Annotated in this window: 16 protein-coding genes; 7 read left to right on the forward strand and 9 right to left on the reverse strand. The window is 44.6% G+C overall.

What is annotated here, in order from left to right; all coding sequences use genetic code 11:
- The first annotated feature begins 4 nt into the window (after positions 1-4).
- Positions 5-1,786, forward strand: a complete 1,782-nt coding sequence (locus tag OH456_RS03630) for a glycoside hydrolase family 36 protein (RefSeq protein ID WP_270032818.1) — start codon at positions 5-7, stop codon at positions 1,784-1,786.
- A gap of 68 nt (positions 1,787-1,854) precedes the next feature.
- Positions 1,855-3,219 (forward strand): melibiose:sodium transporter MelB, encoded by a 1,365-nt coding sequence (gene melB, locus OH456_RS03635; RefSeq protein WP_198559071.1) that lies wholly within the window; start codon positions 1,855-1,857, stop codon positions 3,217-3,219.
- Between the two features lie 314 nt (positions 3,220-3,533).
- On the opposite strand, the gene OH456_RS03640 is transcribed toward melB, so the two are convergent.
- Entirely contained in the window at positions 3,534-4,532 is a 999-nt protein-coding gene (locus OH456_RS03640; protein ID WP_270032819.1) for a hypothetical protein, read from the reverse strand.
- 822 nt (positions 4,533-5,354) lie between these two features.
- On the opposite strand from OH456_RS03640, the gene tpx reads away from it, so the two are divergent.
- Positions 5,355-5,858: a thiol peroxidase gene (tpx, locus tag OH456_RS03645; protein WP_236112015.1), complete on the forward strand. Its 504-nt coding sequence runs from the start codon at positions 5,355-5,357 to the stop codon at positions 5,856-5,858.
- Positions 5,859-6,030: 172 nt separating this feature from the next.
- On the opposite strand, the gene OH456_RS03650 is transcribed toward tpx, so the two are convergent.
- The 4 genes from OH456_RS03650 to OH456_RS03665 form a co-directional block, all read right to left on the reverse strand.
- Positions 6,031-6,369 carry a HopJ type III effector protein gene (locus tag OH456_RS03650; protein WP_270032820.1) on the reverse strand — a complete coding sequence of 113 codons (339 nt, stop codon included), beginning with the start codon at positions 6,367-6,369 and terminating at the stop codon, positions 6,031-6,033.
- Between the two features lie 223 nt (positions 6,370-6,592).
- Positions 6,593-9,457 (reverse strand): aminomethyl-transferring glycine dehydrogenase, encoded by a 2,865-nt coding sequence (gene gcvP / locus OH456_RS03655; protein ID WP_006069461.1) that lies wholly within the window; start codon positions 9,455-9,457, stop codon positions 6,593-6,595.
- A gap of 228 nt (positions 9,458-9,685) precedes the next feature.
- Entirely contained in the window at positions 9,686-10,066 is a 381-nt protein-coding gene (gene gcvH, locus OH456_RS03660; RefSeq protein WP_006069462.1) for a glycine cleavage system protein GcvH, read from the reverse strand.
- A gap of 34 nt (positions 10,067-10,100) precedes the next feature.
- Complete coding sequence (locus OH456_RS03665; protein ID WP_270032821.1) at positions 10,101-11,408, reverse strand: serine hydroxymethyltransferase; 1,308 nt, start codon at positions 11,406-11,408, stop codon at positions 10,101-10,103.
- 394 nt (positions 11,409-11,802) lie between these two features.
- On the opposite strand from OH456_RS03665, the gene OH456_RS03670 reads away from it, so the two are divergent.
- The 4 genes from OH456_RS03670 to OH456_RS03685 all read left to right on the forward strand — a co-directional run bounded on the left by OH456_RS03670 (position 11,803) and on the right by OH456_RS03685 (position 16,447).
- Positions 11,803-12,423 (forward strand): helix-turn-helix domain-containing protein, encoded by a 621-nt coding sequence (locus tag OH456_RS03670; RefSeq protein WP_270032822.1) that lies wholly within the window; start codon positions 11,803-11,805, stop codon positions 12,421-12,423.
- A gap of 391 nt (positions 12,424-12,814) precedes the next feature.
- The gene (gcvT, locus tag OH456_RS03675; protein WP_198559062.1) at positions 12,815-13,948 is read left to right on the forward strand and encodes a glycine cleavage system aminomethyltransferase GcvT; all 1,134 of its coding nucleotides are present in this window, start codon (positions 12,815-12,817) and stop codon (positions 13,946-13,948) included.
- Positions 13,949-14,192: 244 nt separating this feature from the next.
- Positions 14,193-15,269 (forward strand): S1 family peptidase, encoded by a 1,077-nt coding sequence (locus tag OH456_RS03680; protein WP_270032823.1) that lies wholly within the window; start codon positions 14,193-14,195, stop codon positions 15,267-15,269.
- 125 nt (positions 15,270-15,394) lie between these two features.
- Positions 15,395-16,447: a S1 family peptidase gene (locus OH456_RS03685; protein WP_270032824.1), complete on the forward strand. Its 1,053-nt coding sequence runs from the start codon at positions 15,395-15,397 to the stop codon at positions 16,445-16,447.
- 1 nt (position 16,448) lies between these two features.
- Here OH456_RS03685 and OH456_RS03690 read toward each other — a convergent pair whose 3' ends face one another.
- The 4 genes from OH456_RS03690 to fruB form a co-directional block, all read right to left on the reverse strand.
- Entirely contained in the window at positions 16,449-17,030 is a 582-nt protein-coding gene (locus tag OH456_RS03690) for a mechanosensitive ion channel family protein (protein WP_096441873.1), read from the reverse strand.
- Positions 17,031-17,197: 167 nt separating this feature from the next.
- Entirely contained in the window at positions 17,198-18,934 is a 1,737-nt protein-coding gene (gene fruA / locus OH456_RS03695; protein WP_198559059.1) for a PTS fructose transporter subunit IIBC, read from the reverse strand.
- A gap of 57 nt (positions 18,935-18,991) precedes the next feature.
- The gene (gene pfkB, locus OH456_RS03700) at positions 18,992-19,942 is read right to left on the reverse strand and encodes a 1-phosphofructokinase (protein WP_006069471.1); all 951 of its coding nucleotides are present in this window, start codon (positions 19,940-19,942) and stop codon (positions 18,992-18,994) included.
- A gap of 10 nt (positions 19,943-19,952) precedes the next feature.
- Positions 19,953-21,086 carry a fused PTS fructose transporter subunit IIA/HPr protein gene (gene fruB, locus OH456_RS03705; RefSeq protein WP_270032825.1) on the reverse strand — a complete coding sequence of 378 codons (1,134 nt, stop codon included), beginning with the start codon at positions 21,084-21,086 and terminating at the stop codon, positions 19,953-19,955.
- Positions 21,087-21,159 lie beyond the last annotated feature (73 nt).

Below are 21,159 nucleotides of genomic sequence, written 5' to 3' on the forward strand. Positions count from 1 at the left end.
AATAATGAAGCTAGTAGATTATTTGACGTTTGAAGCAACTTGTCTCGATACAAATGCTGTAGAGGTAACTGCAACTCCTCGTTTTGATGAGGAGGTTGTGTTTTTAGATATTGAGGTTTCAGCAAAAGAACCCACTAGGTTCCCTGAAGTAACCGTAGACGTCCATTTTCCCTTTATCGACATGCACAGCCTCTGGACGCCGTGCCCTCACGGTAACCCCAAAGCATTGCGTAACAAGGGTATCCCAGAATGGTGGCCATACTACTCAAGTCATATTAGCCATGTCGCTCCGGTAGGGTGTTTTTACTCTCAACGTAGCCAAAGCCGCTTGGCTTTTGCATTTTCGGATTGCAAAAACATCGTTAACGTTCATGCGGGAGCATACGAGGAAGAAAATGTTGGCAGAATTAGACTTCGTCTGTTTAGTCAATCGAATGAAGAGCTAACCTCTTACCGAGGAACGCTTCGCTTAGACACAAGAGACATACCAGTATTTGACGCGATTGAATCTATGGCTTTGTGGCACGAAAAGCTACTTGGTGGCGAGCAAATGCAAGTTCCTGAAGCAGCCTTGGAACCAGTTTATTCAACATGGTATGCATTCCATCAAGATCTCTCTCAGCAGGAAATTGAAGCGCAGTGCGAGATGACCGTATCGGCAGGGTGTAAAACAATTATCCTCGACGATGGTTGGCAGACGGATGACAACAATCGAGGTTATAAATACTGCGGTGATTGGCAGGTAGCAACATCGAGATTTCCAGATTTTGCCCAGCATGTACGCAATGTTCAGGGTATGGGCATGAAATATATGTTGTGGCTCAGCGTACCGTTTATGGGGAAGGGGTGCGAGAGATGGAACGAATTTGAAGACTATTTATTGTTCTATAGTGAACAGAATGAAACTGGGACGCTTGATCCGCGCTACCCACAGGTTCGAGATTATCTAGTGGAAACATTCAGTCGAGTAGTACGTGAATACAATCTTGACGGTTTAAAGCTGGATTTCATTGACGAGTTTGACATGACAAATGCGCAAGGTAGTGCTTTGTCGCCAGACCCAAAAAGAGACACAGAATCTCTTCCAGAAGCAGTAGACATGCTGATGGTCGATGTTCGCCGAACTCTGGAAGCTCTAAACCCTAATATAATGATTGAGTTTAGGCAGAGATATATCGGTTCGATGATCCGAAAGTATGGCAACTTGTTTAGGGTTCATGATTGTCCAAATGATCCTATTGGGAATCGAATGGGCATTGTTGATTTGAGAGCTTTTTCGGGTAGTACTTCCGTTCACTCCGATATGTTTACTTGGTCACCTGAGGACACAGTCGAAAGTGCTAGCTTACACTTTATTAACTCCCTATTTGCGGTGCCTCAAATCTCTCCCAACATGCGAAAACTATCAGACTCTCACTTAACGATGGTTAAGCACTGGCTTGGTTTTTGGGTAAAACATAAAGATATTTTAATGAAAGGCAAGATTAAAACTTGCAACCCAGAAATGCAGTATCCGATCGTCGAGTCTTCACTGGATCATCAAAAGGTAGTCGCTGTCTTCTCTGATACACCTGTTGAGGTCTTTCATGATGGTATTAACGATATTACCATCGTCAATGGTTCTATGAACGAAAGAGTCATTCTTAGAAGCTTGAGCGAGAAATCAGTATCCGTTAGCACTTTTGATTGCCTGGGGAAACAATTAGAACACAAGACAATGGAACTGAAAGTGGGTCTTACTGAGCTCGCGCAGCCAATCTCAGGTTATATGAAAATTAGCGTCTAATCGATTTAAAGCCTGATAACCCTACAGTCAGGCTTAGTCCAAATTGCAAGCATTTCTAAGGAGTGATAATGAATAACGTGATTACAGGTAAGGTCAGTAATCAAACCAAATGGTCGTTTGGTTTAGGTGGCTTTGGAAAGGATTTTGGTTTGGTGTTAGTAAACATCTTTATCATGATTTACTACACAGACGTCGCCGGTCTCTCCCCGATATTCCTAGCAGGTATGTTTCTACTTGCTAGGGTATGGGACACCATCAACGACCCAATACTGGGTTATATAGTTGCTAAGACAAATACTCGATGGGGTAAATACAAGCCTTGGATTCTTGTCGGGAACGTATTGAATGCCGTCTTCTTAGTGGGCATTTTCGCCGCTCACCTTTTTGAAGGAAACGCGCAACTGTGGTGGGTAGTGTTTACCTATGTAGGTTGGGGTATGACCTACACGATGTTAGATGCACCTTTCTGGTCATTAGTCCCTAAGATCACTCTGAATAAAGATGAAAGAGAAGGGTTAATGCCTTATCCAAGAGTATTCGCGACTGCTGCAAGTTATACTGTGCAGGGGGTAGCTGTTTATGCGGTGATGTTTTTTGGTGCGGGTGATGATGGGCGCGGCTATATGCTGTTCGCCGTGTGTGCTGGAGTGTTGGCTATCATTAGCGCTTTGATTACCTGCAAATGGGTAGAAGAATCCTTTGAAGAGGATGAAGCTGCTTCAAAGAACTTCAACTTAAAGCAAGCTTTCTCGTTGATACTTAAAAATAAACAGTTTCTTTGGCTATTAGCTATTGCGCTTTGTTACAACGTCGGTACTGCTCTTATGGGCGGCTACACATTGTACTTCTATACGTATGTGCTAGGTGATGCGACAAAGCTAGCTGTCGCCTCTGCCTGTGGCGGTATTGCAGGAGTTGGTACTCTACTTTTCTTCAAACCTATCGTCAAAGCCGTTGGTCGCCAAGCTCTGTTCTCTGCTTCATTGGTTTTTCCAGTACTCGCCGCTGTTTCTCTATGGTTTGCTGGGAATTACGCACCAGAGTCGAATCTGCTTATAGGGCTTTCTGGTGTATTCGGAGGTGTCTCTGGAGCGGTCTATTGGCTAATCATTCTGATAATGGTTGCGGATACAGTCGATTATGGAGATAAAACCATTGGTATTCGTGCTGAAAGTGTATCGTACTCTGCTCATACATTAATTTCTAAATGCTCTGGTGCTCTTACGGGCTCTCTTATCGGGTTGGGGCTAGCCGCAATTAACTTTGTCCCTAACGAAGTTCAAACGACTGAGGCGTTAACGGGTTTACAATTCCTATATTTATCTCCTGCGGTACTATGTGCCCTTGGCTTCTTCATCTATTCAAAGTTCTATAAGCTAAACGGTGAAAACCTCGATAAATTGCAAGATGACCTCAGAGCTAAATACGCGTAAAGACTATACTGAGTAAAGTGCCGCCTTATGCCGATAGGACGGGTGGCACTACTGACCGATAAATGCTCCAGCCCAAATACTGTCATTCCTGCCAAGGCAGGAACCTACTGACAACGCCCACTGAATCATATGGTTCACTCCGCAAACTGAGTGACGAGGCTAGATTGTTTTTTGCCCATTTCTAAGCTAGTTCACTTAGATGTCATACTTTACGCATAAGAACTTGATCTACTCTCTTATCAGTTTGGTGCGTGCTTAGTAAACTGTAGGCTTACATCTTTTCAATTCGAGGCAAGCAAGCTTTTTTGGCATTTTTAAACAAGCGACTTAATCTTTTTTAATACTGGAATAGTTAAGGCTAATATCAACCCGATTTGAAGGGCTATATCGACGTAGTTGATGCTATGTCCAAGCGCTGTCGTATATTTGGAGAATTGATAGAGCCCCAATACGCTATAAATCACTAGTAAGCTAAACACCATTGAATACTGTTGGCTATCACTCCAATTCGCGCACTGACTCCAGCGCAACATAAAGTACATTCCGAGCAGATAGGCAGACAGCATTGAAAACGCGACAAAATGCTCGCTCAGTCCAAGCGTGTACATGTGATAGTGCTGACCAAAAAATACAACGCCTAAAATTATGGTGGTGATAAACACCTTTAAGTTGCTAACTCTCTTGTTACTAAGCTTGAAGGCGATTTTAAGTCTAAAAAGCGCGAGAGCGGAAAACGCTATTATAACCGTAATAACGGCTAATTTTTGTAGCAACGTACTCTGATAAGGAAAGGCTTGCTGGGTTCCAAGGAAGATGGACGCTGACGCTACAAAGTAGAGAGTTGTACACACGAAAAAGGACGGCCAGTTTAACCAAAGTTTCTCACGCTCTGAACTATCCAAGCGCAACTCAACCATTAATATAGGCAAACAAATACTGCCAAGGCTATGTAGCCCGAGAACATATATTATCCAGAATGGTGACGTACCAAGTGACTCGATATATCCAAAAGATAATAATCCAGCGTGATAGTAATCCGTGTTGAAAAACGTTTGAGTTAGCAATCCCTCTTCTATTAAACCAAACGCAAAAGAAAGTGCGAATATTCCAACCCAGCCACTTCCGCTTCGTCTTGCAATTTCTCTCACAAGCAATGCACCACAGCCATAAAAAGGCACCAAGAATAGCAGTGATGAAAGCTGCGTCAGTGACCATATACCTAACAAGTACTCGGCAATAATGGGGCTTAGGATACAAAGTGAGATAGCGGCTAGTTTGGCATCGCTAAAGCGAATAAGTTTCTGTAGTGACATGGAAATATGGGACTCTCAAAATAAATGGTTGTCGGCAATCGCTCTACAATACAAAGGGTTTCAGTTTACTCAATTTCTGTAAAGTATTTAGTCTAAATATATCGCACATACTAGACGAAGCATGTATGAATTTGTCGATTGTTACTGGGCTTTAAAGTCAAGCTAAAGAACTAATTCTTTTTAGGTTTGAATCTTACGAATGCTAGAATTAGTTGCCTTAACTATGCGATGCGCATGAACTAGTACATTCAAACAACCCTTTGTATTGTCGATAACTACAGGAGGATCAAAAGCGTTTGGACGTAGCATAGCTGTTCCAGCATTTGAAGCGTCCTTCTCCTTAATTGAACGGCTCTTCTCAGCTTAGGTGCACTTGACGTATGGGCAAAAAGTTGAGTGGGTATCAAAGTACGATGTTTATCTGATTTGCATCATCAAAACTGGACGCATAACTAATGGACTTTCCAAACCTGTGGCTATTGACCTATTTCTAATCTAGTAGCGATTCTGGCACATTTTTGTCCATTTCTGTGTCAGTCAACTCAGTATTAACTCACTTATTGTCGATTACGTAGCAGATCAAATTATCAATGACGTCTTGTTACTACATGTTAACTACATACAAATACAGTATGTAGGCACTTAAAGCATATTCGATAGGTGCAGGCTCGGTACCAATCAATAAAAACAGCTAGGTGCATATCAAAAGCATTATGTCTGTATAGAAGTGTCAGGTCTGATCTGAAAAATTGATCTTGAACAAGTTATGCTAATGAGATGTTATATCCATGTATTCACATAACAGAGAGTAAAGGTATAAATATGGCACAAGTAACTTTCCAAGGTAACTCTGTAAGTATTGCGGGTTCTATTCCTGTCACTGGTGATTCTGCACCTGAGTTTTCTCTTACAGCGTCTGATTTATCGGACCTTACATTATCAAGTTTCTCAGGTAAAAACGTAATTCTTAACATCTTCCCAAGTATTGACACTCCAGTATGTGCCAACAGTGTAAGACGTTTCAATGAAGAAGCTGCGCAGCTAGAAGATACGCAGGTGATCTGTATTTCAGCTGATTTACCTTTTGCCGCTGGTCGGTTCTGTGAAATTGAAGGTATTGAGAATGTTCAGCACGCGTCCACCTTCCGTAGTGCAGATTTTGCAGAAACTTATGGAGTGGCGATTCCTGAAGGTGCTCTGCGAGGTTTGACGGCTCGTGCAATTGTATGTGTGAGTAAAGAAGGCGTGGTGACTCACAGCGAATTAGTTTCAGAGATAACTAACGAACCAAATTACGATGCTGCAATTGCGGCGATTCAACAATAAGTCTTAAGAAATAGTACGAGCTGCGAAGAGTATTAGTTTTTTATTGTTACTCTGTTGATTTCTAGCTTTAGGTATCGAATCAAAGCGCCTCAGTCTATGGGGCGCTTTTTGATTTAATGAATCGTGGCTTACTGCTGTAGTGTCACTGTTTAGCCTGCATCTCTAGCAAGAGTTACTTGGCCGTTAACGCTACACCATCAAAGCGAACGCCATCCCAGCCATGCTGGATAAAGTTACGGATATTGGCATGGTCGCTGCCATTTGGATTTTTCAACACGTCATCACGATAGAACTGGCCGAAGCAAGCCAGAGTTGATGGTTTGTCTAATCCTTGTATCTGAGCAAAAGCAAAAATCTTACAAGAGCCATTGTTTTGTCCTGCCTGATTTTCGGTTTCTCCGTTTACAAAGCTTACTGGGCTAAAGTCAAAATGTTCGTCTATAACCTGCATCGTTTGCTCGAAAGTGACTTCATTAGGCTTAGTTGCCAGTAGCTTTAGAAATTTATCCATTTTACTTTATCCTTGATACTTGATTAGAGTTGCTACTATAACACCCAGTCAACAGAATGTGACGATATCGATATAGAAAAGTACTAGTTTACGGGGAGTTACGGTTCGTTCTTCGCAATTTGTATGCCTGATGGCAGAGTTCTTAAAACAGCCCATTAGTCCTTAAAATAAAAAAGCGAACCGTTTAAGGTTCGCTTTTGAGTATCATTTGTGGCATAGAAAACTAGTCTTCGTAGTTATCAATGCTTGGGCAAGAGCAAATTAGGTTACGGTCGCCGTACACGTTGTCTACGCGGTTAACCGTTGGCCAGTATTTCCAGCTCTTAGTCGCGCTTGACGGGAAGCAGCCTAGTTCGCGAGAGTACGGGCGATCCCATTCTTCTTTTGATAGGTCTACTTGTGTGTGAGGCGCGTTAACAAGCGGGTTGTTATCTAGTGGCCAAACCCCTTCTTTAACTTGTGTCATTTCGTTGCGGATCGCAATCATTGCATCACAGAAACGGTCTAGCTCTTCAAGGTCCTCTGACTCTGTTGGCTCTACCATTAGCGTGCCAGCAACTGGGAACGACATCGTTGGTGCGTGGAAACCGTAGTCCATTAGGCGCTTAGCGATGTCTTCTTCACTAATGCCTGTTTCGTCTTTCAGTGGACGAATGTCGATAATACATTCGTGCGCTACGCGGCCGTTAGTGCCACGGTAAAGAACAGGGTAGTGTGGAAGTAGACGTTCCATTACATAGTTCGCGTTTAGAATCGCGACTTTAGTTGCGTCAGTCAGGCCCGCCTCACCCATCATTGCAATGTATGCCCAAGAGATTGGTAGGATAGAAGCACTGCCTAGATCTGCTGCGGATACCGCGTAATCGCTACCTTCAACACCATTTTCAATGTGGCCTGGAAGGAAAGGTGCTAGGTGTGATTTTACACCGATAGGACCCATGCCTGGACCGCCACCACCGTGTGGGATACAGAAGGTTTTATGAAGGTTCAGGTGAGAAACATCAGAGCCGATGAAACCAGGGTTAGTCAGACCAACCTGTGCGTTCATGTTCGCACCATCTAGATAAACCTGACCGCCAGCTTCGTGAACCATTTCGCACACTTCTTTCACATGCTCTTCGTACACACCGTGTGTGGAAGGGTAGGTGATCATGATGCTTGATAGGTTTTCGCGATGTTTTTCAATCTTCGCAGCTAGGTCGTCAGTGTCGATGTTACCGTTGTCGTCACACTTCACTACTACCACTTTCATTGACACCATAGACGCTGTCGCTGGGTTAGTACCGTGTGCGGAGCTTGGAATCAAACAAACGTTACGGTGACCTTCGCCACGGCTTTCATGATAGCGTTGAATCGCAATCAGACCTGCGTACTCACCAGATGCACCTGAGTTAGGTTGCAGTGAGAACTCATCGTAGCCTGTGATTTCACATAGCTTCTTCTTAAGGTCAGTCGCTAGGGCTGTGTAGCCCGCCGCTTGGTCAATTGGAGCGAATGGGTGAATAGAACCAAACTCTGGCCAAGTTACAGGAATCATTTCAGCTGCTGCGTTTAGCTTCATGGTACAGCTGCCTAGTGGAATCATACCGTGCGTCAGTGAGAAGTCTTTGTTCTCAAGCTGTTTTAGGTAGCGCATCATCTGTGTTTCGCTGTGGTGCGTGTTGAACACAGAGTGAGTTAGGTAGCGAGAAGTACGACGGCAGTTCTCTGGAATAGCAGCAAACTCATTACCAGCGATTTCAGCAGATAGAGTTTCTACTTTCTCTTTAACTTCGAAGACGGCAAATAGGACGTTGATATCTTCAATCGTTGTTGTCTCATCGAAGCTGATACCGATTTGACCATCTAGTTGACGTAGGTTGATGTCAGATGCCACGGCTTTTTGAAGCAGCTTATCTGTGTTCTCACCAGTGTTGACTGTGATGGTGTCGAAGAAGCTGTTGTGAGCCAGTTCGTAACCAGATTTAGTTAGACCTGCTGCTAGGATAGCTGTCATGTGGTGTGTACGGCGAGCGATAGTTTTAAGGCCTTCTTCACCGTGGTAAACCGCGTAAAACGCAGCCATGTTGGCAAGCAGTGCCTGAGCAGTACAGATGTTCGATGTCGCTTTCTCGCGGCGGATGTGTTGCTCACGAGTTTGCATTGCCATACGAAGTGCTTGGTTACCGTTAGTATCGATAGAAACACCGATAACACGACCAGGCATAGTACGCTTATGCTTATCTTTTGTTGCCATGAACGCAGCGTGTGGACCGCCGTAGCCCATTGGTACACCAAAGCGTTGTGCAGAACCGATAACTACGTCTGCACCCATTTCACCCGCAGGCTTAAGTAGAGCAGAAGCAAGAAGGTCGGTGGCTACCGTTACTAGCGTTTTGTTTGCTTGTGCTTTAGCAATGATGTCAGTTAGGTCGCGAACTTCACCTGTTGTGCCAGGGTACTGTACTAGTGCACCAAACACGTCTTGTTCAGGTAGTGACTCAAGTGAACCAACTTGAACTTCGAATCCGATGAACTCTGCACGAGTTTTCACAACTTCTAATGTTTGTGGGTGTACATCGTCAGCGACAAAGAAGACTTTGCTCTTACTCTTACCAGCACGCTTACATAGGGTCATCGCTTCTGCCGCTGCAGTTGCTTCATCAAGTAGCGACGCGTTAGCGATTTCCATACCAGTTAGGTCCATGACCATTTGTTGGTAGTTTAGAAGTGACTCAAGACGGCCTTGAGAGATCTCAGGCTGATAAGGTGTATAAGCTGTGTACCAGCCTGGGTTTTCCAGAACATTTCGCAGAATCACGTTTGGCGTGAAGGTGTTGTAGTAACCCTGACCGATGAATGTGCGTTTAACTTGGTTCAAATCCGCGAACTTTTTCATTTCAACCAGCATGTCCGCTTCGCTCATTGGAGCGTCTAGCGTCATTGGCGTTTCAAGGCGGATTTGCGCTGGGACAGTTTCTTCAATTAGCGTATCTAGATTGAGTACGTTAATCGCGTCCAGCATCTTTTGTTGGTCAGATTTGTTTGGCCCATTGTGGCGTGCAACAAATTCATTTTGCGTGCTTAGGCTTTGAAGTAATTCAGTCATGATTCCTTTACCTTCTCAAAGATCCTCTGCGAGATCTTTAAAATCGTTGCTCGAATTTTTAACGTCATTCTTACTTTTTACGTCATTCCTGCGCAGGCTGGAATCACTAAAAGCATGTGCCCAACTAAAATAAGATCCCTGCCTACGCAGGGATGACGACGCTTTTTTACGGATGCGTCGGTTCAAGTTAGGCGACACTAAAACAGACAAGCAACGTCTGTATATTGCTTACTCGTCTTCGATAGAAGCTTGATACTCTTCTGCACTCTTAAGGTTTTCAAGCTCAGAGGCGTCAGACATTTTCACCTTAACAATCCAGCCGCCTTCGTACGACTCTTCGTTGATAAGCTCAGGGCTGTCTTCAAGCTCTTCGTTGATTTCAACGATTTCACCTGAAACTGGCGCGTAAATGTCGGAAGCTGCTTTCACTGACTCTACTAGAGAGAAGCTTTCACCCGCTTCGATTTCGTCTTCTACTTCTGGTAGGTCAACGAATACTACGTCACCTAACATCTCTTGAGCGTGCTCTGAAATACCGATAGTCACAGTACCGTCACCGTTGTCACGTACCCATTCGTGGCTGTCAGAAAACTTCAAAGTGTTATCCATTGCTTTATCTCCAAAATTAAGGATGTTTTATTCTTTAAGTGTAAAGTGGGAAGCGAGCACACAGTGCCTTCACTTCTTTACGAACACGTTGTTCGACTTCTGGGTTACCCTCAGGGTTTTCTACCAGACCGTCAAGAACATCGCCAATCCACTCACCGATGAGTTTGAATTCTTCAGTACCGAAACCGCGAGTGGTTCCAGCTGGCGTCCCTAAGCGAATACCAGAAGTAATCATAGGTTTTTCTGCATCAAACGGGATGCCATTTTTGTTACATGTGATCCCCGCACGCTCCAATGCTTCTTCTGTTTTGTTGCCTTTCAGACCCTTAGGTCGTAAGTCAACAAGCATAAGGTGCGTATCTGTACCGCCAGTCACAATGTCACAACCGCGAGTTTGCAATACTTCGGCTAGAACTTTTGCGTTAGCGATCACTGAATCGATATAAGTTGAGAACTGAGGGCCTAAAGCTTCGCCAAATGCCACGGCTTTCGCTGCGATGACGTGCATTAGTGGACCACCTTGAAGACCCGGGAATACCGCAGAGTTAATCTTCTTAATGATGTCTTCGTGGTTAGTCAGGATCATGCCGCCGCGAGGGCCGCGTAGTGTTTTGTGTGTTGTCGTAGTGACAACATGCGCATGCGGTAATGGGCTAGGGTGAGCACCTGTTGCGATAAGACCAGCGATGTGTGCCATATCTACCATCAGGATTGCACCCACTTCGTCAGCAATTTCACGGAACTTGGCGAAATCAATAACACGTGGAATGGCACTACCACCTGCGATAATCATTTTTGGTTTGTGTTCAACGGCTAAGGCACGAACGTCGTCGTAGTTAATTTCTAATGTATCTTTATCAACGCCGTACTGAACAGCATTAAACCATTTACCAGACAGTGCTGGACGTGCGCCGTGAGTTAAGTGTCCACCTGCATCAAGCGACATACCCATAATGGTGTCACCCGGCTGTAAAAGGGCTAGCTTAACTGCGCCGTTTGCTTGTGCGCCAGAGTGAGGTTGAACGTTTGCGTATTCACACTTAAAAAGGGTTTTTGCACGTTCAATAGCAATAGCTTCGACTGTATCTACGTGTTCACAGCCACCGTAGTAGCGACGGTTTGGGTAACCTTCTGCGTATTTGTTGGTCAGGCATGTGCCTTGCGCTTGCATTACCGCTTTAGAAACGATGTTCTCAGAAGCGATAAGCTCGATTTGTTCATTTTGACGGACAAACTCGGCTTGTATTCCGGTGAATACTGCGTCGTCTGTAGCAGACAGGTTGGTTGAGAAGAAGCTTTCTAGGCTGTGATTTTGGTAGCTTTTCAAGTACTGAGCATTCATGGCGGTGAACCTTCCATTGTTCAATCAGTGCCTTTTATTACCTATTGTTGGTACTGACTGAGGCTTGTCTTAGTACTGCTTGGACGAAACAAAAGTCCAATGTTGCAGCGCGAGAATGTCCCAAAAAGTAGGACTAAATCATTCAAAAAAACGGCACAGGTTGGAGTTAACAACGCAACGGACCTGTACTCGCTAATGCATCTCTTCATCTAACAAGCCGATAACATACCTCGCTCGGCACCAACAATCAATCAAAAATTTCCTATAGGAAACACAGTTTCCAAAACTGTTACGGAGAGCACGCTTTATTTTTGTACATGGTCTTTAATAAAGACACAGCTTCATGCAACAATGAAAATGAGTCACAGGAAGTTACTGGTAGAAGAGGGAAAGCATGTCAGAAGACATCTATGATGAATACCCATCGCTGACTTTAGCGAAGGAAGGTGATGAGAACATTGAGCCTCTAAAACTAGGCGAAAGAATTAAAGATATTCGCGCCAAACTAGGACTGACGTTAGAAGAAGCGAGTCAAAGAACTGGCCTTGCACGTTCAACGTTAAGTAAGATTGAAAACGAACAGATATCGCCAACGTTTCAAGCCATGCAAAAACTTGCATTGGGCTTGCATATAGATATGCCGCAACTATTTGAACCGCCTAAGAAAAAGGTGGCAACCGGTCGTCGTGATTTTACTCGTCGAGGTGAAGGTAAACCTCACCCAACACCTACCTATGAGCATGAGTTACTTGCCACTCAGCTATCAAACAAAAAGATGATGCCTTTTAAGAGTACTGTTAGGGCGAGAACCTTCGAAGAATATGGTGACTGGGTACGACATGATGGTGAGGAATTTTTGCTGATTCTCTCAGGGGAAGTGAAGTTCTTTTCTGAGTTTTATGAGCCGATGATAATGTCGGCGGGAGATAGTGTGTATTACGATGCAAATATGGGTCATATGCTGATATCCATCAGTGAAGAAGATGCCCATATTTTGTGGGTGACGGCGAAATAATCGTCAAACGAGATAGTTTCCTATAATAAAGGCAAACGTTTGCTTTTGTGTTTAAAAGTCGTGAACGAGCGTGGTTTTGATGAAAATGTCGTCGAAACCACGCTTTTTTCATGCCTGTTACTCTGTGAATGGAATGTTAAATGTCACATTTTTGAGTGTTCATATCTTGTTAAAGGTGAAAAATGGGCGCATTCTTGTTTATTATAGGAAACAAGGTTTCCAAATGACGAAAATCTAACTTCGTATAGGCGTCAACTATAAGACGTAAGGTGCGATAACTCATGCTCCGCCATTCCTACTGCAAAGCAGATAAATTAGGGATAGCGGAATTTAGACATCCCCGATTTAGGAGCAGGGCTAATTAATGCAGCCCGACCCAATGGAGAATACAATGGCTCAAGAACAAGCAACCCAAGATTTGTTGAAAACACCACTGCATGCATTACACGTGGAAGTGGGGGCGAAGATGGTTCCTTTTGCTGGCTATGATATGCCAGTTCAGTATCCACTTGGTGTGAAGAAAGAGCACTTGCATTGTCGCGATGCGGCTGGTCTGTTTGATGTGTCTCACATGGGACAAGTGCGTTTATACGGAGAAAACGCAGCGAAGATTTTAGAGTCATTGGTGCCAGTTGATATTATCGATTTACCGGAAGGTAAGCAGCGTTATGCTTTCTTCACTAATGAAGAAGGTGGCATCATGGACGACTTGATGGTTGCGAATCTAGGCGACCACTTGTTTGTAGTCGTAAATGCTGCATGTAAAGAACAAGACATCACTCACTTGGAAGCGCACCTTACTGATGGCGTAGAAATGGAAGTGATTGAAGATCGTGCTCTGCTTGCGCTTCAAGGGCCAAAAGCCGCTGAAGTGTTGGCTCGTGTACAACCTGAAGTAGCAGATATGCTATTCATGGACGTGAGAAAACTCGACATCAATGGCGTTGAGTGCATTGTTAGTCGTTCAGGTTACACTGGAGAAGATGGTTATGAAATTTCGGTACCATCTGCAAATGCAGAAGCACTGGCGAAATCTCTAACAGACTTTGAAGAAGTAGAGTGGATTGGTCTTGGCGCCCGTGACTCACTTCGTCTGGAATGTGGCCTGTGTTTATATGGTCATGATCTGGATACGACGACGACACCAGTTGAAGCGAGCCTGCTATGGGGCATTCAAAAGGTTCGCCGTGCTGACGGTGAGCGTGCTGGTGGCTTCCCGGGCGCAGACATTATCCTAAAGCAAATCGAAACTAAAGATGTAGCACGCAAACGTGTTGGTCTTGTTGGTCAAACCAAAGCACCTGTTCGTGAAGGTGCGAAGTTGTTTGATGCTAATGATAACGAAATCGGTATCGTGACAAGTGGTACTGCTGGTCCTACAGCAGGCAAGCCTGTATCAATGGCTTATGTTGCGACTGAATTCGCGGCAATCGGTACCGAAGTATTTGCTGATGTTCGTGGTAAAAAGCTGGCTATGACAGTAGAGAAAATGCCATTCGTTCCTCAACGCTACTACCGTGGCTAAACACAGTTCTACAACACAGAACTAGATGATAATAAGCATCGCATTAGCGGTGCTTTTTTCATTTTAGGACATTGTTTCTATGAACGATAGAAAAGGCCACAAAATGAAAAAACCGTATGGTATTAAATAATTAGTGAGGTAACCCCACACAAAAGTCATATCTTGTTTGCATGTTTTTTGCGAGAGTGATATCAAAAGAGAATGAATCTCAGTTCGTCGATAGTGTACAAGGAGTAACTGTCTAGTGATTCTATCATTACCTTATAAACGCGCTGCATTTACATCGCTCGCGTATACAGTGCTAGCGTTTTCTATCACTTCACCGGCTAACGCTCAAGTCGAAGTCACACCTTATATTGTTAACGGTAGTACGGCGAATGTTGCCGATTATCCGTCGTTTGTTAGCTTATATTTGGACGGTCAAGAGTATGGAGTGGGTTATTCTTCCTCTCCTTATTGTGGGGGAACACTTCTTAATTCTGAATATGTTTTGACCGCGGCGCATTGTGTTTATGGCAATCGCGACTCGCAGCTACTTACAATGGCTGCACCTAACTTGCAGTATGAGTCAGATTACGTTAACTCGGAAAAAAGACGTGTAGTTGAGATATTTTATCCATCTGACTATGTGGATGATATTAATAAATTATTACCCAACGACATTGCGATACTTAAACTAGAGTCTGCATTAGGAGTGGGGACGGCAATAAACCGTCCAAATAATGAAAGCTATCGCAATCCTGCGAGCGTGTTTACTGCTGTTGGCCATGGTAATACAAGTTATGGTCACGATGCGTTTGATGTACTGCAGAAAGTGAATCTAACGTATGTGAACAATACTGTTTGTGCCGGTGCGTTCTCGGATGGTAGTCATCTATCACCGGAGAAGCAAATTTGCTTCACCGGTGATTACAGCAACGCGACGAAATTGTTAGCAGGTACTTGCCAAGGCGACTCAGGTGGACCTATTTATTGGGATAACAATGGTCAACAAGTTCAGGTTGGTGTTACAAGCTTTGGGCCCGTACCTTGTGGCGACAAAAATCGCTCGGTAACCGCGGTGTTTACCGAAATAGCGGATTATTCTGATTGGATTAATCGTGTCCTTAATGGACAAGAGGTAGCTAAACATATGTCCAACGATACTGCGAGGCGTAATTATCTGATCAGTAAAGGCTATAACATTGGTTCATCTGGCAATAATGGTTCTTCTTCGAGTTCCTCTTCGGGCTCTGGAGGTGGTGGAGCGGTGCATTTTTCTTTTGTTGTGTTACTGGTTGGTTTGGGCTGGATGAGACGTCGAAAGACAATTCAAGTCTGAGTCTTACTTTCGATACTGCTGCTTAACAACAATTTCTCGAACTCCCTTGGTTGAGCTCTATACTTATTTATGAACGACCGCTCCGATGGCGTCGTCGATAAGTTGGGTTGCAAAGGGAGTTTTTTATGAAATCATGGTTCGCCAACCATTCCGGTTCGTTACTTGCCCTTTTAAGTTCATTAAGTGTTTTGACGTTACCAACTAACGCGGATGAAATTGATATTGCACCTATGATTGTTGGTGGGGAAGACGCTTCAATCAACGACTTTGATTCTTTTGTTAGCTTATACATTGATTCTACGGATTACGATGGTCGCTACTCAAGTGGAGCCTATTGTGGGGGAACGTTCTTAACGTCGGAATATGTGATGACGGCGGCTCATTGTATTGAAGGTGATATGGGAGCGTTACTTTTCACATCCGCTGTTGCCATGTTGGAAAGTGAACGAGATTTCTTGAATGCGGACCGGCGCCGTGTCACCGAAGTATATATTCATCCTGATTTTAACAACAACATTACCTTACTACTGCCTAATGATATCGCTATTTTGAAACTGGAATCACCCGCGTCTTCAGGGAGTAATGTTAATCGTGTTACGACGCAAAGCTATCGAAACGTCAATGAGACCTTTGTTGCTGTAGGGCATGGCAACACACGCTCCGGTGTAGATGGCACACCGATTTTGCAAAAGGCGAATTTGTTTTGGGTAAGTAATGCGGATTGTGCTTCAAACTTTCAGAATGGCAATAATTTAACAGATAAGCAGGTTTGTTTTAGTGGCGATGTTAGTCAATCAACTGGGCTGAAAGCGGGGACGTGTCAGGGAGATTCCGGTGGTCCTATTTACTGGAACAATAATGGTAGTTACCAGCAGGTTGGTATTACGAGTTTTGGTCCAGCGACGTGTGGTGACCCTCAATCTTTGGTAACGGCTGCATATACAGAAATAGCGGATTATGTGACGTGGATTGATAGTGTGTTAGCCGGATCGGAAACGCCGTTTATTGTTTCCGATGAACAAGCGCGATTGGACTATCTATCAGTTAATGGTCAGGTCATCTACACTGGTGGCACGACTTCCTCCAACACATCGTCAGGTGGCGGTGGTGGGGCACTGACCTGGTTCGCATCGCTAGCGTTACTTATCATCGCGGGATACAGACGTCGCCTTGGCTAAGTTATGAGTCCTTTCTGATTCTTGTGTAAAGTCGAGTCGTTGTACTCGGCTTTTTCTTAGGTGCAAGTTTAATCACACTTTTTTGTAGCATTAGGCTATTTGGATAGGTAATTAAGTTGCCATTGTCGTGCCTAATTAAGACGTGGAACATTCGTATATCTTGAATAATGCCAGAAATATCCTCGTCTTTATCAACCACCTTAATTCTGTCACCAACACGATAAGGAAAGACGAAAAAGATCAAGAAACTCGCGGTTATGTTGCTCAACATTGACCACTGTGCGACGAGAGCGACACCTAATACCGCAAAAACTGAGGAGAAGAACAGTGATAAGTCGCCGTATCCAACACCCACAGTAATAGAGAATATGGCAATAAATATGAAGGCAAAAGCGATATTGAAAGTTCTCAGGATAAAACTGCTTCTAGCGGCAGATACTTTCTTGGTTTCTGCTAACCGTTTAATCCAACCATTTACCAGCTTAGTAAACAGGTAATAACCAAGAAATAGCACGATCGCAAGTAAGATTTGGACCGAGAGGGTATGCGGAATTGAGTTCGCTAGGCGTAGTAAATGTTCCATGGCATTCAGAGTTCGTTAACAAGTCATAAGGAATATGGAGCCCAAAGGGACGGAATACAAGCTATTAGTAAAAACACAAAAAAGCGCTGCGAGGAGCAGCGCTGAAAATGCCTATTTGGGGGTGGCATAGTGCCAAGTGAGTAGGCTCACTTGGACTTTTAAATGGGTTAGGCTGTCGCCACTTCTTTGCTTTCTTCACGACGCTTTAGGAAAGCGTAAGTGAAGCCAGTTACTGCCGTACCTGCCGCGATAGCCACTAGGTACATAAGCACTGGTGAGATGGCACCTGGAATCAGTAGAACAAACAGACCACCGTGTGGCGCCATTAGTTTCGCACCGACTAACATAGATAGAGCACCTGTTAACGCACCACCAATCATACAAGATGGGATAACACGCATTGGGTCTTTTGCTGCGAATGGAATCGCACCTTCAGAGATGAAGCACATACCCAGTACAAAAGATGCTTTACCCGCTTCACGCTCACCTGCTTCGAACTTGTCTTTAGCTAGGAACGTTGCCAAGCCCATACCTAACGCAGGAACCATACCTGCAGCCATGATTGCTGCCATTGGAGCGTAGGTTTGAGAAGCTAGTAGACCAACACCAAAGGTGTATGCTGCCTTGTTGACTGGACCACCTAGGTCGAAGCACATCATTGCTCCAAGGATAATACCCAGCAGTACTGCGTTCGCGCTGCCCATGTTGTTTAGGAAGTCAGTCATTGCTGCCATGATGCCTGCAACTGGACCACCAACGATGTAGATCATGACCAAACCAGTGAACAAACTTGCTAGGAATGGGATGATCAAAATAGGTTTAAGCGCTTCCATTGACTGTGGCAGAGACACTTTGTCAGCAATCAACTTTGCTGAATAACCCGCAATGAAACCTGCTGCGATACCACCAAGGAAACCTGCACCTGTAGAGCTTGCCAGCATACCGCCGATTAAACCCGGAGCTAGACCCGGACGGTCTGCGATTGAGAATGCAATGAAGCCTGCTAATACAGGGATCATCAGAGCAAATGCGCTGCCACCACCGATGGTCATTAGCGCAGCCGCTAGTGTGCCTTCTTCTTTAAATGCTTCGATACCGAATACGAACGACAGAGCGATGATCAAGCCACCTGCTACAACAACAGGTAGCATGTGAGATACACCAGTCATAAGGTGCTTATAAACGCCTTTTTTCTCTTCCGTTGCGCCTGCTTGGTTGCTTGCACCAGAGTGAGTGTAAGTAGTCGCTGAAGCGAAGGCCTTATCGATTTCTTGTTCAGTTTTCTTAAGTGCTAGACCTGTACTGGTTTTGTACAAAAGCTTGCCGTCAAAGCGATCAAGCGGCACTTCAATATCAGCGGCAATGATGACTAAGTCAGCATCAGCGATCTCTTGAGCAGTCAGCTGGTTTTTGGCGCCTACTGAGCCGCGAGTTTCCACTTTAATTGTGTGACCTAGACGTTTACCGTGTTCTTCTAGTGCTTCTGCTGCCATGAAGGTGTGTGCAACACCTGTTGGACAGGCCGTGATAGCAACGATTTTCTTCGCGCCACCAGTTTGTTCAACTGCAACTGGAGTAACTGATGTACCTTCGGTTAGCTCAGTCGCTTTTTCGATTGCGTTAGCTAGGAACGCTTTTGGATCCGTTGTGCACTCGGAAATGCTCGCTTGGTAGACTTTCTTACCTACTAGGCGCTGTGTATCCACAGGCGCATTTGCGGCAACAATCACCACTTCCGAGTCAGCAATTTGCGCGTCAGTTAGTGTTTGTGTTTCAACAACACTTGAGTGACATTCGATAGTTGCATCGTATCCAAGTGCTTTAGCCGCTTGATCGAGCAATCCGGCTGCGATAATGCTGTTTGCTACCCCACTAGGGCAGGCTGTAATAATTGAAATTTTCATAGGTTTGACCTTTGTGTCCATAAGTGCCACAAAATCAGAATCAAAGATTCGGATCGATTAGCGGCTCAGCTCTTGTAACAGTATTTGTTGTTGTAGTGATTTAACTTCTTCAATGCTTGGCACTCCAACACCCACTTGACTTACCGCCAAAGCAGACAGTGCAGTTGCAAAGGAGAGTAATTCTTCTTTAGCGAATGATTGCATGTGACCCCAACATAGTCCTGCAACCAGAGTGTCGCCCGCACCAACGGTGCTAACGACATTCATTCTTGGTGGTTTTGCTTGTAGCCATTGGTTGTTTTCAAGCCAAAGCACGCCATCGGCACCCATAGAAACAACAATATTGGTAATGCCTTTGTCTGAAATTGACTCTGCTGCTTCTAAACATTGTTCTTGAGTTTCTAAATGACGACCAACGAACTGAGACAGTTCTTCGTCGTTAGGTTTGATTAGCCATGGCTTAGAATCTAGACCTTTGGCAAGCGCTTCGCGGCTGCTGTCGAACAGTACGCGTTTGCCTTTTTGCTCTAATCGTTCGATCCAATTTGCACATTGCTCGCTACTAATACCGCGAGGCAAACTCCCCGCGAAGACAAAGTAATCGTGCTCTTGCATCAACTCATCAAGCGTGGCTTCAAATTGACGGATTGCTGCTTCGTCGACTTCTACACCTGGGAAGTTAATGTCGCTCACTGCGCCGTTCTTCTCGACCAGTTTCACGTTTATGCGAGTAGAGCCTGAGACTCGAATAAAGTGGTCTTTGGCACCCATCTGCTCGAAAAGTTGGCAGAACAGCTCTTGGTTGTCGCTGCCTAGGAAACCTGTCACAGTAACGTCTGCGCCTAAATCACTAAGTACTTTCGCTACGTTGACACCTTTTCCCGCAGCATGTAGAGAGCCTTGATTAACCAGACTCACCGAACCTGTGTTTAAGGTATCTAAACTCCCTGTGAGATCTAGTGCGGGGTTAAGTGTAATAGTTACCACTTTATTAGTTTGTGCTGTCATGACGAGCTCCTTAACCTTCACCAAGGCCGGAAGCGATCGCTTTACCAATGGCTTCTAGTGCCTCTGCTGCATCAGGGCCTTCAGCAGAGAACTGCAATTCGTGACCATGTTTTACTCCTAGAGCAATCACTTTCATTAGGCTCTTCGCGTTAACCGCTTTACCTTCACCGTTTAGGTTAGAAACCGTAATGGTTGATTCGAATTTCTTCGCTTCTGCCACTAACATTGCACCTGGACGAGCGTGCAAACCATGCGCATTCTTAATCTTAAATACGGCAACGTTTCCGTCTGTCACATCGGCACTTGCTACTTCTTCGCCAGTGAAGAAACCCAGCACCTGTTCTGCGGATAGTGATAGCAACTTCTCTTGCTCTTGCTTGAATACCACTTCAGTGATTTTGTTGAGCATAGATTGGTGAGCATTGTTACAAGCTGCAAATGCGATCAGAGCGTGTACTGGTGTACCGTCTAACTCACATTGATTGATGGTTGAAACAAACGCCATACCTGTGCGAGTCACCGCCTTGTCGCTGCTCACTAGCCACAAACCTTTACCTAGGTGAGTAGGGGATTTAGTCACTAGGTCTGCAACGAATTCTGTTCCAGCACCGCCAGTATTTTTTAGCAGACCGCCAGCGACTGCTGCCATTTGAACCATGTCGCTTGCAGGGAAGTTAAGTTGGATAAGTGATGCGTCAAAATCTGCTTCAAGCTGAACATCACCATTAAGTAGAGCGATGATTTCGTTTGCTGACTTCGCTTGCTTAAGCTTTTGTTCAACGCCGTCAGCAGACAGTACTTTGGTAAGCTGTTTTAGGATGCCTAAGTGCTCATCTGATTTTGCGGCAATACCAATTGCGACGTAAGCAGTGTTGCCGTCGCCCCAATCAACACCGTTAGGGAAGTGATGAACCGCAACACCAGTTTGTTTTACAAGACCGCGTGTGTCTGTTGTGCCGTGTGGAATGGCAATACCGTTGCCCAAGAAGGTAGAGTTTTGATCTTCACGATTAAGCATACCGTCGACATAACCTTCTTGAACTAAGCCCTTTTCTGTTAGATCAGCAGCAATCACTTTGATTGCGCTTAGTTTGTCGTCCGACGATTGATTTAGTTTGATGTTACTACTGTTTAGTTCAAGCATGTTCGCTCACCCACGTTATTCTTGTTCTTGAATCGATTCTTTGTTCTGCTTTTAGCTCAACTGAATCGATTCA

Source organism: Vibrio sp. La 4.2.2 (assembly GCF_027586995.1).
In the GTDB taxonomy this organism is placed as follows: domain Bacteria; phylum Pseudomonadota; class Gammaproteobacteria; order Enterobacterales; family Vibrionaceae; genus Vibrio; species Vibrio mediterranei.